This window comes from Lentzea sp. NPDC092896, assembly GCF_044754905.1.
GTDB lineage: Bacteria > Actinomycetota > Actinomycetes > Mycobacteriales > Pseudonocardiaceae > Lentzea.
Map to the genome: position 1 here is coordinate 40016 of NZ_JBIVPX010000007.1, position 14363 is coordinate 54378.

General features: G+C 68.1%; 14 protein-coding genes. 6 read left to right on the top strand and 8 right to left on the bottom strand.

Annotated elements, in window-relative coordinates; genetic code table 11:
* The first annotated feature begins 32 nt into the window (after positions 1-32).
* From ACIQF0_RS30530 to ACIQF0_RS30540, 3 genes are read left to right on the top strand one after another with little or no spacing between them, the layout of a single operon-like run.
* The gene (locus ACIQF0_RS30530; protein WP_360035017.1) at positions 33-401 is read left to right on the top strand and encodes a GntR family transcriptional regulator; all 369 of its coding nucleotides are present in this window, start codon (positions 33-35) and stop codon (positions 399-401) included.
* Positions 401-1276 (top strand): ATP-binding cassette domain-containing protein, encoded by an 876-nt coding sequence (locus ACIQF0_RS30535; RefSeq protein WP_401035015.1) that lies wholly within the window; start codon positions 401-403, stop codon positions 1274-1276. The genes ACIQF0_RS30530 and ACIQF0_RS30535 overlap by 1 nt, the downstream gene beginning before the upstream one ends.
* Complete coding sequence (locus ACIQF0_RS30540; RefSeq protein ID WP_401035018.1) at positions 1273-1932, top strand: hypothetical protein; 660 nt, start codon at positions 1273-1275, stop codon at positions 1930-1932. Before ACIQF0_RS30535 ends, ACIQF0_RS30540 begins: the two co-directional genes overlap by 4 nt.
* Here ACIQF0_RS30540 and ACIQF0_RS30545 read toward each other — a convergent pair whose 3' ends face one another.
* Genes ACIQF0_RS30545 through ACIQF0_RS30555 form a run of 3 tightly spaced genes read right to left on the bottom strand, consistent with a single transcriptional unit; the run spans position 1933 to position 4204 of the window.
* Positions 1933-2904, bottom strand: a complete 972-nt coding sequence (locus ACIQF0_RS30545) for a LacI family DNA-binding transcriptional regulator (RefSeq protein ID WP_401035020.1) — start codon at positions 2902-2904, stop codon at positions 1933-1935.
* Between the two features lie 5 nt (positions 2905-2909).
* Positions 2910-3371 carry a hypothetical protein gene (locus ACIQF0_RS30550; RefSeq protein ID WP_401035022.1) on the bottom strand — a complete coding sequence of 154 codons (462 nt, stop codon included), beginning with the start codon at positions 3369-3371 and terminating at the stop codon, positions 2910-2912.
* Positions 3368-4204, bottom strand: a complete 837-nt coding sequence (locus tag ACIQF0_RS30555) for a DUF1996 domain-containing protein (protein ID WP_360035004.1) — start codon at positions 4202-4204, stop codon at positions 3368-3370. Before ACIQF0_RS30555 ends, ACIQF0_RS30550 begins: the two co-directional genes overlap by 4 nt.
* A gap of 214 nt (positions 4205-4418) precedes the next feature.
* On the opposite strand from ACIQF0_RS30555, the gene ACIQF0_RS30560 reads away from it, so the two are divergent.
* Positions 4419-6131: a discoidin domain-containing protein gene (locus ACIQF0_RS30560; RefSeq protein ID WP_401035024.1), complete on the top strand. Its 1713-nt coding sequence runs from the start codon at positions 4419-4421 to the stop codon at positions 6129-6131.
* Here the strand turns inward: ACIQF0_RS30560 and ACIQF0_RS30565 are convergent.
* Entirely contained in the window at positions 6115-8040 is a 1926-nt protein-coding gene (locus ACIQF0_RS30565; protein ID WP_401035026.1) for a hypothetical protein, read from the bottom strand. The genes ACIQF0_RS30560 and ACIQF0_RS30565 overlap by 17 nt on opposite strands.
* Positions 8041-8281: 241 nt before the next feature.
* Between ACIQF0_RS30565 and ACIQF0_RS30570 the strand changes: the two genes are divergently transcribed.
* Positions 8282-9121, top strand: a complete 840-nt coding sequence (locus tag ACIQF0_RS30570) for a dienelactone hydrolase family protein (protein ID WP_360034995.1) — start codon at positions 8282-8284, stop codon at positions 9119-9121.
* Between the two features lie 119 nt (positions 9122-9240).
* Here ACIQF0_RS30570 and ACIQF0_RS30575 read toward each other — a convergent pair whose 3' ends face one another.
* Positions 9241-9675 (bottom strand): VOC family protein, encoded by a 435-nt coding sequence (locus tag ACIQF0_RS30575; protein ID WP_401035030.1) that lies wholly within the window; start codon positions 9673-9675, stop codon positions 9241-9243.
* A 54-nt stretch (positions 9676-9729) separates the two neighbouring features.
* Between ACIQF0_RS30575 and ACIQF0_RS30580 the strand changes: the two genes are divergently transcribed.
* On the top strand, positions 9730-10362 hold the full coding sequence (locus ACIQF0_RS30580; protein ID WP_401035032.1) for a TetR/AcrR family transcriptional regulator: 633 nt from the start codon (positions 9730-9732) through the stop codon (positions 10360-10362).
* Here the strand turns inward: ACIQF0_RS30580 and ACIQF0_RS30585 are convergent.
* The 3 genes from ACIQF0_RS30585 to ACIQF0_RS30595 form a co-directional block, all read right to left on the bottom strand.
* A complete protein-coding gene (locus ACIQF0_RS30585; RefSeq protein WP_401035035.1) occupies positions 10353-12875 on the bottom strand; it encodes an ABC transporter permease in 2523 nt (840 codons plus the stop codon). The genes ACIQF0_RS30580 and ACIQF0_RS30585 overlap by 10 nt on opposite strands.
* Positions 12868-13662: an ABC transporter ATP-binding protein gene (locus ACIQF0_RS30590; protein WP_360035143.1), complete on the bottom strand. Its 795-nt coding sequence runs from the start codon at positions 13660-13662 to the stop codon at positions 12868-12870. Before ACIQF0_RS30590 ends, ACIQF0_RS30585 begins: the two co-directional genes overlap by 8 nt.
* Positions 13663-13844: 182 nt before the next feature.
* Positions 13845-14330: a hypothetical protein gene (locus ACIQF0_RS30595; protein WP_401035038.1), complete on the bottom strand. Its 486-nt coding sequence runs from the start codon at positions 14328-14330 to the stop codon at positions 13845-13847.
* Positions 14331-14363 lie beyond the last annotated feature (33 nt).

The window sequence follows — 14363 nt, forward strand, 5'->3', positions numbered from 1 at the left end:
TTACATGAGTAACGAACCAAGGAACTAAGGCCGTGTTCGACGACCGGAGCCCGATCTACCGGCAGATCGCCGACCGGATCAAGGCGGACGTGCTCAGCGGGGCGTTGAAGGCGGACGAGCAGGTCATGTCGACCAACCAGTACGCCGCCTACTACCGGATCAACCCGGCGACGGCCGCGAAGGCCTTTCAGCAGCTCGTGGACGAGCAGGTGCTCTACAAGAAGAGGGGGATCGGGATGTTCGTGAGCACGATGGCTCGCGACATGCTGCGGGCACAGGGGCGGGAGAGCTTCTTCGGCGAGGTCGTGGACCCGATGGTCGCGGAGGCGCGCGCCATCGGCATTCCGCTCGCCGAGGTCATCCGCCGGATCGAACAGCACGAGAACAACGGGGGCGTGTGATGCGGGTCGACGTGCAGGGCCTATCAGTGCGCTACGGCAACATGACGGCCGTCGACGACATGAGCTTCTCGTTGTCCGGCAACAAGATCTACGGACTGCTCGGCCGCAACGGCTCCGGCAAGACCAGCCTGATGTCGGCGCTCGCCGGCTACCGCAAGGCTTCAGGATCCGTTCAGCTCGACGGCCTGCCGGTCTTCGAGAACGCCGCCGCGATGCGTCAGGTGTGCCTGGTCCGGCACTCCGCCGACGCCGCGGACAAGGGCGACAAGGTCTCGCACGTCCTGGAGTACGGCGCGGCCTGGCGTGACACGTGGGACGACGAGTACGCGCTGGAGCTCGCCGAGCTGTTCGGGATCGGCCTGAAGACCAAGGTCGGCGCACTGTCGCTGGGCAAGCGGTCCGCGCTCGGCGTCGTGATCGGGCTCGCCAGCCGCTCACCGCTGACGATGCTGGACGAGTCGCACCTCGGCATGGACACGCCGACCCGCTACGCGTTCTACGACGCGCTGCTCAACGACTTCATGGAGCACCCGCGCACGATCATCATCTCCACCCATCTCATCGAGGAACTCGCCTCGCTGCTGGAGGAGGTCCTGATCATCGACAGCGGCCGGCTGGTGCTGCAGGAGGAGGCCGACGTGCTGCGCTCGCGCGGTACCGAGGTCACCGGGAACGCCTCCGACGTCGACGAGTTCACCGCGGCGTTGACCGTGCTCAGCGAGAAGTCGCTGGGGCGCACCAAGGCCGCGATGGTCTACGGCGCCCTTGACGACGACCAGCTGATCCGCGCCCGCGGGCTCGGCCTGGAGCTCGGCCCGATCGCGTTGCAGGACATGTTCGTCCACCTCACCGACCCGGTCGGAGGCAAGCGGTGAAGATCTTCCGGCACCTGACGACCTCGGTCGGCGTGTTCTGCCTGCTGATCGCGGCCGGGGCCTTCGCGCTGGCCGTCGTGACGCCGTTCGCGGTCGACGCCTTCACCCGCGTCGAGCTCAGCGCGTGGAACGTGGTGATGTCGCAGATCGCGCGCTGGTTCCTGTTCTGGGTGGGCATCTACCTGATCCACAACCTGCTGCCGATCGCCGTCGCGCACGGCCGCACGCGCCGGGAGTTCCTGGCCGCAGCTTCCGCGTTCGCCTTCGCGCTCGCGCTCGGGATGGCGGTGTTCGGCTGGCTCGGGTTCCTCGTCGAGAGTGGGATCTACTCGCTGATGGACTGGCGGTCCGACGAGCACGCCGCACCGGTCGCGTACTTCCTGATGTTCCTGGTGTGGTCTGCGGCCGGCATGTTCTGCGCGGCGGCGTTCGACCGGTTCGGCGCGGGCGGGGTCTTCTCGATCCCGATCGTCCTGCCGCTGGTGGCCGTCACGACCGCGGGGATCCCCGGATCGGGCAACCTGCCGTTCATCCCGAACCTGCCGGTGTTGCTGGGCTCCGGGTGGCACCTGGTGTCCGTGGCGGCGTTCCTGGTCGCGCTGGCCGGGACGTGGGCGATCGCCAGGACCATGCCGGTGCGCGTGCGCACCACGTGATCAGCCGCTGTCCCGCACCACCAGGGACGGTTCGAAGACCACCGACGTGACGGGGGTGCGCGGCTCGCTGATCTGGCGCAGCAGCTGACGTGCCATCTCCGCGGCCATCTCGCTGATCGGCTGGCGCACGGTCGTGAGCTCGGGTTCGGACGTCAGCGCGGCGCTGCTGTCGTCGAACCCGACGATCGCCACGTCGCCGGGAACCTTGCGGCCGCTGCGGTGCAGCACGGGGATCGCGCCGTTCGCCATCAGGTCCGAGGCGATGAACACGCCGTCGACGTCGGGGCAGCACGCGATCAGCCTTTCCATCGCGGCCACGCCGGACTGCCGGGTGAAGTCGCCGTGCACCACCACGGCGTCCGGCACCTCGGCGAGGAACCCGGCGAGCCGGTCCTGGCCCGCCGGGGTGTCCTGCGGGCCGGTGATCGTCGCGATCCTGTTGCACTGCAACGACCTGAGCCTTCGGCCGGCCAGTGCGGCGCCGGCCGTCTGGTTCACGTCGACGTAGGTGATCGGCATCGGCTTGAGCGGGCGGCCTGCCAGCACGACGGGCAATCCGGCCGCGATCAGCTGACCGGGCACCGGATCCGCCGGATCGGTGTGCACGAGGATCACGCCGTCCAGCCGTCCGCACCGCAGGTCGCTCATCGCCTGCTCGCGGGTGCCCGGCCCGGTCATCATCAGCACGAGGTGGACGCCGAGCGGCCGCACGACCCTGGTGACGCCGCTGACGACGCTCGCGAGGTGCGGGTCGCCGTCCATCCGGCGTTCGTCGGGCAGCAGCAGCCCGATCGCGTCCGCCCGGCGCGTGACGAGCGACCGCGCGGCGATGTTCGGCAGATAACCGGTGCTGGAGATGGCTTTCTGCACGGCGTGCCGGAGCGACTCGTCGACGCTGGAGGCGCCGTTGACCACTCTCGACGCGGTCGCGCGCGACACTCCGGCCACGCGGGCCACCTCCTCCAGCGTCACGCGCTTCACCCGGCCGCCAGTTCCGCGGTGCGGTGGCGTTCCATCAGCTTGACCACCTCGGCGGTCGGCGGGTGGGTGATCGCGGAACCGGCCGAGCGCACGACCTCCAGCGACTCGGTGAGGTGCGTGCGGACGAACTGCTTCAAGGCGTCCGGACTGGTCGAGGCGAGCTGGATCTCGGCATCCGTCGGCATGCCGGGCATGTCGTGCCCGGCATGGTTGTTCACGTACGGCGCGTCGAGCAGCTTCCTCAGCTCGGTGAGCTCGATGTTCCGGTTCTCCTTGAGCGAGGCGTTCTCCGTCAGGTCGAGCAGCTTGAGCGCCTGCTCGTCGGTGGCGATGGCGAGCTCGACGAACGCCCGTTCCGTTGCGCCGTAACCGTTCTGGGGAGTCGAGGGTGGTGGTGGCTGCGGTGGTGGAGCCTGCTGGCAGGCCGCGAGAAGGCCTGCCAGCAGGAGAACCGTCAACCGTGGTTGCCGGCGTGGTCGCACTTGATCACCACGTTGATGCAGTTGCGGACGCGGCGCTCCATCTCGGCGCGCGGCCACACGTTGAAGAAGTCACCGTGCATCGTTTGCCCTGTACCGGAAGCGAGTCGCAGTCCGGCGGTGCTGCCGCTGACCGGATACCTGAGCACCATCCGGAGCTTGGGCACGGACACGGGGTGGCTCGACGGGCAGCCGCCCGCGACCGGGTAGGACATGTGGGACTTGTGGTCGGCCGAGTCGAGGTTGCGGCCGTCCCAGCACTGCGGGAAGTCCAGGTAGGTCTCGAGCATCGTGCCCGCCGGGCAGGTCACGAAGTTCTTGGACGGGTTGACGTGTCCGGCGTGCAGGCAGGACCAGCGCGCGATGCTGTCGGCATCGCCCGTGGCCTTCGCGTTGCCCGCGACGATCTTCAACCCGTACGGCGTCGGCTGGATCGCCGCCGGGTTGTTCACGCCTTCGCCGAGGTAGTAGAAGGTGACCCCGGTCGGTGCGATCGCCGTGTTGTCGCGGTACAGCGTCGGCACCCAGTAGGACGAGATGTCCGCGGCCGGGTTGCAGTTGCCCGTCTGGCCCTCCAGTGACTGTTGGGTGGACCGGGCGTTCGTCGAGTGGTTGCCGAAGAAGTCGTGGAAGTGCGAGGCACCGGCCAGGTTCGGCAGCACGATCGGGTCGTCCGCCAGCCGGTGGCTGATCGGGCACTCCGCGAGGAACTCGGCCACGCGGACAGGTTCTCCTTGTGCCGCAACGGGAATGCTGAGAGCCGTGGCTATCAGCCCGATGACGGCGGCGATGTGGAACAAAGGCTTCCTCATTGAAGCTTTCCTCTCCGCAGCAGGATTGGGAGAGCGCTCTCACGCCCATCGAGCATGGCGCAGCCCGTAATCAGGCGTCAATCCGCAAGTAATGTTCAGAAGTACCGGTTTTCTTGACACGGCACGCCCGCTGCCCTGACTCTCGGCTCTGAACTCCTGTCCCAGAGAGCGCTCTCTCGCGCCGCCGTCCCGTTCTCCGGCCTCAGGAGCATTCATGTCAGGAAGGCTTCAACGCGGAAGACTCCCTCTGTTCGTCGCGGCGATGGTCGCGACCGCTCTGCTCGTCCCGGTACCGGCCTCCGCCGCCGGTCCGCTGATCTCGCAGAACCGTCCCGTCACCGCGTCCAGCAGCGAGAACGTCGCGTTCGCCGCGACGGCCGCGGTCGACGGTGACGCCGGAACCCGCTGGTCCAGCACGTTCAGCGACCCGCAGTGGATCCAGATCGACCTCGGCTCGTCCGCGAGGGTCGACCAGGTCGTGCTGGCCTGGGAGGCCGCGAGCGCGCGGGCGTACACGCTCAGCATCTCCGCCGACGGCACCAGCTGGCAGGAACTTCGTCGAACGACGACCGGACCGGGTGGGACTGAAACGCTTCCGGTCACCGGTACCGGCCGGTACGTGCGACTCGACCTCACCCAACGGGCCACGCAATGGGGTTACTCGTTGTGGGAGTTCCAGGTGTTCGGCACCAGGGACGGTGGCAACGGCGGGGAAACCCTGCTGTCCTACGGGAAGACCGGTGCCGCGTCGACGTTCCAGGACGACGGGAACTGCTGGCAGTGCTCGCCGGCCAGGGCGTTCGACCGCGATCCCGCCTCGCGCTGGGCGACGAGCCCGGTGAACGGCTGGGTCGACCCCGGCTGGATCTCCGTCGACCTCGGTGCCACCGCCCAGATCTCGAAGGTCGTGCTGCAGTGGGATCCGGCGTTCGCCACCGCCTACCGACTCGAGGTGTCCGACGACAACACGAACTGGCGCCAGATCTACTCGACCACCGCGAGTCGCGGGTTCAAGGAGACGCTGACGGTCAGCGGCACCGGCCGGTACGTGCGGATGTACGGCACGGCCAGGTCGAACGGCTACGGCTACTCGCTGTGGGAGTTCCAGGTCTACGGCACGGGCGGCGCGCCGATCACGCCACCGCCGTTGCCGCCGAACCCGTCGTTCCCCGGCCGTCTGGTGTGGGCGGACGAGTTCAACGCGCCCGCGGGCACCGGACCGGACGCCTCGAAGTGGACGCCGGAGGTCGGTCCGGGCGTGAACAACGAGCTGCAGTACTACACGAACAACAACAACGCCCGGCACGACGGCAACGGCAACCTGGTGTTGCAGGCCCGTCGTGAGGTGACGCCGGGCAGCGCGTGCCCCGTCGATCCGGTGAGCGGCAGCGGGACCTGCCAGTACACGTCCGCGCGGCTCAACACCTACGGCAAGTTCAAGTTCACCTACGGCCGCGTCGAAGCGCGGATCAAGGTGTCGTCGACGCAGGGGCTGTGGCCGGCGTTCTGGATGCTGGGCGCGGACTTCTTCGACCAGGGCAGGCCGTGGCCCTACACCGGCGAGATCGACATCATGGAACACGTCGGCAAGGAACCGAACACCGTCTACTCGACCCTGCACGCTCCCGCCTACTTCGGCGCGGGCGGCTACGGGTCACCGCTCGCGCTCGGCCAGCCGGCGTCGTCGGCGTTCCGGACCTTCGCGGTGGAGTGGGACTCCAGCCACATGACGTTCTCCGTGGACGGCAACAGGTTCTTCACGGTCGACCGGAACGTGCTGGAAACCACGCGCGGCCCGTGGGTCTACGACCACCCGTTCTTCATCATCATCAACAACGCGGTGGGCGGCGACTGGCCCGGCCCGCCGGGGGCCGGGACGCAGCTGCCGCAGGACATGGTGCTGGACTACGTCAGGGTGTACCAGTGATCGAGATCGTGGCCGGTGAGGAGACGTCGAACGCCTCGCTGACCGCTTCGACCTCGATCTGCGCGGTCTCGCCCGAGTTGAGCGGGATCGCCGGCACGAAGTACGCGTCGTTCGTCGTGCCGCCGAGGAAGATCCGTTCGGAACCGGTCCACTTGTAGACCCGGTACTGCCTGATCGTGCCGGGCGAACGAGTCCAGGTGAGCCGTGCCGATGCCGTCGTGGCGTTGGTGCGGCTCACCTGCTCGACCTGGACGTTGGTCGGCGCGACCGGTGGCGTCATGACCGGGTTCGTCACGCCGATCCGGCCGATCAGCGCGGTGATGGCCGCGCCGGGCAGGACCCGCAGCGAGATCTCCGTGAGCGTCGCGCCGGAGTGCTCGCCGAGCGGGAAGACGCTGCGCCGCCACGCCCCGCTGACCCCGCCGAGGTCGAGGACCTGTTCCGTGGTGCCGAACCGGAGGACCGCCTGCAGTCGCGACGGGCCGGTGCCGGTGCGGTGGACGATCTCGAACTGGCTGTTGCCGGTCACCTGCAACGACGTCGCGAACAACCGGACGTCGTTGGCGGACTGCGGGGTCCCGGTGATCTTCAGCGCGGTGCCGCCGTCGTACGGGTCGTCCCAGTCGAGCGACGGCGTGACCTTCGTGCCGGTGCCGGTGACGCTCCACCGCCACGTCGGCAGGACGTCCTGCAGCGACAGGTTGTTCCAGGCCTGGGTCGACCGGACCGTGCCGCCGACCGCGAACTTCCTGCCGTGGCCGGTGTTGAAGTTCGTGACGAACGGCAGGCTCGTGATCGGCGTCAGTTCGGTGATGTAGTGGGCGATGCCCTTCCAGTTCGACGTCGTCGTGGTGTTCGCCGGGTCGCCGTTCTGGCCGACCCAGAACCTGTTGTCCCGGCTGTAGAAGTCGGCGGGGCCGCTCGCCGACTTGAACGTCCACTCCGGACGGTAGAAGCCGAGCGACGTGACGTGCGGCTTGTTCTCGGGGAAGACCGAAGCCCAGCCGACGCTGGTGTTGTAGCCGTTGGCCTCGACGTCCACACCGGACGCCAGGTCGTACGGGCTGCGGCCCATCTGCTGGGCCAGCGCGGCCGAACTCGCGAGACCCTGCGTGCTCCACCAGAAGTTCATGAACATCTCGTCGGACGGCTCGAAGAACATCCGGTTGCGCGCGGTCAGGGCGTTCTGCCAGCTGACGCTGCCGCTGTCGGTCATCGCGTCGTACCAGATGATCCGCAGCCCGGACTTCTTCAAGTAGACGATGAAGTCGCGCATGTCGGTGGCGAGCTGGGTGTTGCCGCCGGCGGTCTCCTGGTTGAGGAACCAGCCGTCGAACCCGTAGTGGCGTGCGACCTGGATCATCTTGTCCGCCACCGGGAACCGGTCGCCGTCGCGTTTGACGAAGTCGCGGACCCACTGGATCTGGCCGCCGTATGCGGTCGGCGGGAGGAACACGTTGCCGATCACCCTGACCCCGTTGCGGTGCGCGGCGTCGGTGACGGTCGGGTTCGGAGCGAGGATCAGGCCCTCGGACGCGGATCCACCCCAGAACACCAGTTCGTCGATGTACTGCCAGTAGTTCGTGGCGTAGTAGTTCATGTCGAGCGCGCCCTGTGCGGGGTTGTTGCTCGTCGGCGCGTACGCCACGAGCGCCTGCACCCGAGCCTCGCCTGGACGGGCGTGCGCGTTGGCCGGTCTGGCCGGAGCGACGCGTCTCGCGAGCGGCACCGTGCTGCGGTTGTACTTCGCGTCCCGGTCGGTCGACGGATCCCAGTTCAGGATCGTCGCCGGGTGCCAGTAGGACGCATAGGGCTGCGCGGTTTCGGCTGCGGACGCGGGAGTCTCGGACAGCAGACTGGTGAGTGCTGCTGTGGAGCTCAGAACGAGGAACTGTCTCCGAGTGGGCACGTGATCACCCTTGTGCGCCATCTGATTCGCCGCATACCGCTTCTACGGTGACTGGACCGGACGACAATGTCCCGGTCCGCTGCGCTGGGTGACGAACCCCGTTCGACGACAAGTTGTCGAACATAGTCGAAACGTCCCCGTAACCATCCATGTGGCCGAATCCGTCCGGTGCTACCGGGCGGTAGCGTGAGCCTCGCCGTCGGTTTTTGGTTCCCCTGCAACCAATCGAGGTGTCATCGTCGTGCGCATCAAAGTCGTGCTTGCGGCACTCACCCTGGCGCTGATCCCGGTCGCCACCCCCGCCGTCGCCACAGCGGCGGCCAACCCCTACGAACGCGGCCCCGCACCCACGGCCGCAACGGTCGAGGCGGCTCGCGGCACCTTCGCCGTGACGTCCGTCGCCGTCGCCCGCCAGTCGAACTTCGGCGGCGGCACCGTCTACACCCCGACCAGTGATCTCACGTTCGGCGCCGTCGCCGTCTCACCCGGCTTCACCGCCACCCAGTCGTCCGTCGCGCACTTCGGCCCGCGGCTGGCGTCCTACGGGTTCGTCGTGATCACCATCAACACCCTGTCCGGCTTCGACGACCCCGACAGCCGGGGCCGCCAGTTGCTGGCAGCGCTGGACTACGTGGTCCGCACCAACCCGCGCGTCGACGCCTCGCGGCTCGCCGTGATGGGCCACTCCATGGGCGGCGGCGGAGCGTTGCGCGCCGCGGCCACCCGCCCCGCCCTGCAGGCCTCGATCCCGATGGCCGGCTGGCACACCACCAAGAGCTGGCCGACGATCGCGGTGCCGACCATGGTGCTCGGCGGCCAGAACGACCCCACCGCCCCGAACTCGCAGCACTCCACGCCGTTCTACAACTCGATGACCGCCGCCCCCGACAAGGCGTTCCTCGAACTGCGCGGCGGCGACCACTCGGCACCTCGCAGCGACAACGTGACGGTGCGCAAGTTCACGCTGTCCTGGCTCAAGCGGTTCGTCGACGACGACCTGCGCTACGACCAGTTCCTGTGCCCGGCACCGGCCGCGAACACGCTCATCTCGGCGTACCGCGACACCTGTCCTCACGCATGAACAGCGTTGTGAACGAGTAACCAGTACAGGCAGGGAGTCGCCCAAGCGACCGCGAGGGCGGCTTCACGGGCTGATCGAAGCGCTGTGCCAGTGTGCGACGGCCTGGCGCCGCGCTTCGATCACGTCTCTCTCACCATCAGCCCGGCGCCCTCCGGGATCTCCAGCGGCACCGTGTAGAAGCGGACGTCGTACCCGTCCGGGTCGGTGACGCCGGACAGCAGCCAGCCGACCTGCGTCCGCATCACGCCCGCGTGCGCGACACCCTGTGCGGCGAGGTGCGCCGCGAGCGCGTTGATCGCCTCCTCGCCCGGCACACCGATGGCGAAGTAGTCGAACCCGGCCGCCGCGACGGCCTTCTCCGGGTAGAGCCGGATCGCGAAGCCCGGCCCGCCGTTGGGATGTGCCAGGGCGACACCCATCAGGACGCCCTCCTCGACGAAGTGCATGACGGGCAGGTAGCCGAGGTGGTCCTGGTACCAGGCCAGTGACTTCTCCAGGTCGGAGACCGGCAGTTTGACGTGGTGGATGCCCTCCAGCAGTGGCGCGGTGCTCATCTCGTGACCTCCTGGTTGCAGTGAGACTGCACTTATGCAGTTAGACTGCAACACGTGGCAGAGGACGTCAACAGGGATTTGCGAGCGGCGCGCCGGGCGGACACCGAGGTCCGGATCATCGAGGCGGCGACCGAGCTGTTCACCGGACGCGGCTACGTCGCCACGACGCTCGCCGACGTGGCCAAGCACGCCGGCGTGGGCGCTCGCACGGTGTACGTGCGGTTCGAGGGCAAGGCCGCGTTGTTGCAGCGCTGCATGGACGTGGCGATCGCGGGGGACTACCACCGCGTGGCCGTGCCGGACCGCGACTGGTTCCAGCAGGCGATGAACGCGCCGACGGCGGGGGAGCGGATCGCGCGGATGGCCAGGATCGGCGCGCGGCTCATGGAGCGCACCGGGGCGTTGCTGAACGTGGCGCAGCAGGCCGAGGCGATCGAGCCCGAGATCGCCGAACGCGCGCAGGCGGCCCGGACGCAGACACATCAGGCCATCGGCGGCTTCTTCCGGAAGCTGGCCGCCGATGGCCTGATGTCGGACGAGAACGTGGACCGGGTCGCGGAGACGGGTGCGGTGCTCGGCCAGGCCGAGACCTACCTGCTGCTCACCAGAACCACGGACATGTCAGTTGAGCGGTACGAGTCTTGGCTGGTCGAGACCTGGACAGAACTCGTACGACCTCACTCGTAGGCGATGGCGTCCAGCACGTTCAGCCGAGCCGCGCGGATCGCCGGCAGGATCGCCGCGACCACGCCGACGAACGCCGCCACCACCAGGTACTGGACCATGGTGGCCCAGGGGAGCCCGATCTCCGAGATGCCCTGGTCCTTCAACGCCTGCACGGTCGCGATGCCCAGGGCGAGACCGACCGCGAGGCCGAGCACCGCGCCGAACACCGAGATCACCACCGACTCGACGGTGATCATCCGCATCACCTGCGACCGCCGCATGCCGATGGCGCGCAGCAGACCCAGTTCGCGGGTCCGTTCGATCACCGACAGCGCCAGGGTGTTGATGACGCCGAGCACGGCGATCAGGATCGCCAGCGCCAGCAGGATCTGGATCATCAGCAGGACCGTGTCGAACTGCGAGGTCGTCTGTTTCACGAACGCGCTGCGGTCCTGGACGGTGATCTCCGGGTTGTCCGCGAACAGCGGTTCGACGCGCTTCTGCACGTCCGCCGCGGACACACCGGGCCCTACCTGGACGAACGCCTGGGCGATCTGGTCAGACCGGAACTGCGCGGAGGCCGACTCCGGCAGCACCAGCGCGCCCTGCAGCACCTGCGACTTGGCCCAGATGAAGGCGACCGTGTAGTTCTGCGGCGCCGCGGCCTTGGCCAGTTGCAGCGAGACCGTGCTGCCGACCGTCCAGCCCTTCTCGGCCGCCATCTCCTCCGGCAGCGCGACCTGGCCGTCCTTCAACGGCGTGATGTCACCGGACTTCGGCTTCAGCGCGAACATCGTCGCCATCGCGGGCATGTCGGTGACGCCGACCGCGAACATCTGGCTCTCGCCCTGCAGCACGCCGTCCTGCGACCAGCCGACCGCCGACTTGACGCCGTCGGTCTTCTCGATCTTCGTGAGGACGTCCCGCTTGAACGTCGCGGGCTGGCCCTCCATCTGGCCCTCGCCGGAGATGATCAGGTCGGTCTGCAGCTGACCGGAGGCCAGCTTCTCGATCGACTTGGTCGCCGACGTCAGCACGACGCTCACGCCGGTGATCAGCGAGATGCCGACCATCAGCGCGGCCGCGGTGATCGCGGTGCGGCGCGGGTTGCGCGCGGAGTTGCGGCGCCCCAGCAGGCCTGGCATCGACCACGACAGCAGGCGGCTGATCAGCGACACCATCGGCTTGGACAGGATCGGCGTCAGCAGTGCGACGCCGACGAACGCCACCAGGATGCCGCCGAAGATCAACGGCAGCGAGGCCTGGTTGAAGCCGAACGCCAGCGACGTGCCACCCGCGGCGGCCACCAGAGCACCGGTGATCGTGATCTTCGTCAGCGGACGGTCCGGCGTGGCCGCCTCGCGCATCGCCGCGACCGGCGCGATCCGCGACGCCCGCAGCGCCGGCATGACCGCCGCGATCACGGTGACGATCATGCCCACCGCGAACGACGAGATGATCGCCGACATCGGCACGCCGATGCCCGCGAGGTGGAGGTTGCCGCCGCCGACCGTGCTGAAGATGGTGGCCAGCAACGCCCCGACGCCGACCCCTGCCCCGAGACCGACGATCGACGCGATCAGGCCGATCACCAACGCCTCCAGCACCACGGACCCGATGACCTGGCCGCGCGAGGCGCCCATCGACCGCAGCAGCGCCAGTTCCCGCGTGCGCTGGGCGACGATGATGGAGAACGTGTTGAGGATGATGAAGATGCCGACGAACAACGCGATGCCGGCGAACCCGAGCAGCACGTAGTTGAAGAACTTCAGGCCCTCGTTGATCTGGTCGGCCTGCTCCTTCGCGAGCGTCGCACCGGTCTTGACGTCGTAGCCGGAGCCCATCTTCGCCGCGACGGCGTCCCGCAGCGCGTCGTCCGACGTGCCCTGGGCCGCGGTGACGGTGACGCCGGAGAACACGTCCTTCTTGCCCAGCAACAACTGCTGCGCGACCGGCTCCGTGAACGCCACCGACAGCTCGCCGCCCAGCGAGTCGCGGCCACCCGCGTACTCGAACACACCGGAGATCCTGAAGACCTTCTTGGGCTCCTGGGTGAGCAGCGAGATCTCGTCGCCCACCTTGAACTGCCCGGTCGTCGCCAGGTACGCGCCGACCGCGACCTCGTTCTCCGACTGCGGCGCGCGACCGTCGCGGATCTTCTCCTGGCCGGTGCCCGTCCAGTTGAAACCGAGCCGGGGCGCGCCCGACGTGGTCATGACCTTGCCGTTCTTGCCGATCGGCCGCGCGGACCCCTGCACGTCACCGACGGCCGACGCCACGCCCGGCACCGACTTCACGTCGGAGATCGCCTGCGGCGTCAGCGGTTCCGGCTGCTTGCCCTTCTCCGCCTTCGGCGACACCGACACGTCCACATTGGCGAAGGCCGACGAGAACAGGTCGGTGAACGAACGCTGAAGCGTGTCGGTCAGAACGAACGAACCGGACACGAACATCACACCCAGCACCACCGCGAGCGCGGACAGCACCAGGCGGAGCTTGCGCGACAGCAAGCTCTTGATAGTCGCCTTAAACATGCGGCACCGCGACAACGGAGTCGAGGTGCTTCATCGTGTCGAGAACCTCTTCCGCCGACGGCGACAGCAGCTCGCGGACGATGTGGCCGTCCTTGAGGAAGATGACGCGGTCGGCGTACGAAGCGGCGTTCGGGTCGTGCGTGACCATCACGATCGTCTGCCCGAACTCACGGGCGGAGCGCTGCAGGAACCCGAGGACCTCGGCGCCGGACTGCGAGTCCAGGTTGCCGGTCGGCTCGTCCGCGAACACGACGTCAGGGCGCGACACCAGGGCACGCGCGCACGCCACGCGCTGCTGCTGACCACCTGAAAGCTGTGTCGGCCGGTGCGTGAGCCGGTCGCGCAGGCCGACCGTGTCGACGACGACGTCGAACCACGCCTTGTCGACCTTCTTGCCGCCGATCGCGAGCGGCAGCGTGATGTTCTCCTCCGCCGTCAGCGTCGGCAGGAGGTTGAACTGCTGGAAGATGAAACCGACCTTGTCCCGCCGGAGCTCCGTGAGCCCGCGGTCCTTCAGCCCGGTGACCTTGGTGCCACCGACCCACACCTCACCGCTCGTGACGTCGTCCAGCCCCGCGAGGCAGTGCATCAACGTCGACTTGCCCGACCCGGACGGACCCATGATCGCGGTGAACCTGGACTTGTCCAGGTCGACGCTCACCCCCGCGAGCGCGGTCACGGCGGCGTCGCCGGACCCGTAAGACTTCCACACGTCGACGGCTCTCGCCGCGACTCCATCGGACGCGCTCACTTCTTGTCCCCTCCTATGGGCTTTCGTGCGCACCATCTTCGGCGACACGGGCACACCGAAGGGTCAGGTCTTCCACTGAGATCGACCCTGAGATTAACCCCGGTGCCCCCGCCCGAGTCACCACGCTGAGAGAACTCTCAGCTGCGCCGCGTAGCCACGCGGTCGCCTGGAGGAAACGCTAATTCACTGTTGCGGCAATGTCTTCAGCCTTCAGATGACTACGCCGTCAACTTCCGTCGCAAGGGGACGGTCGGTTCCATCAGCCATGAAACCAATTCCACGCGGAGGCCTTCCCTCAACGCGTTCTCCGCGAGCCAGTGGTCCACGTCGCCGTGGTAGGCGCGCGCCGGCCTCGGCCAGCGGTCCATCCACTCGAGGAACGCCGCGTTGGTCGCGATCGGGCCGCCAGGGGGCCGGACTCCGAGCACCAGCACGGGATCCTCTCCGGTGGCGAAAGAGGCGGCGGTGTCGTGCACACCACCGAAGAGGATCCGATCCGCACCCAACTCACGGGCTTTGTCCGCCACCCCGAAGAACGCCGACCCACGCCCGTGAGCGCGCACCACCAGCTGATGCGCGCCGAAGTCGGTGTCGAGGAACTCGTCGGCGTACGTGCCGTCGTCGGCCAGCACCAGCACGTTCGTGCCGCCGGGGAGAGCCCCGACCTGCCCAGGATGCGTGATGCCGATGACGGTGATGCCCACGCCCGCAATCCTGCCGAACTCGTGTTAACCCTT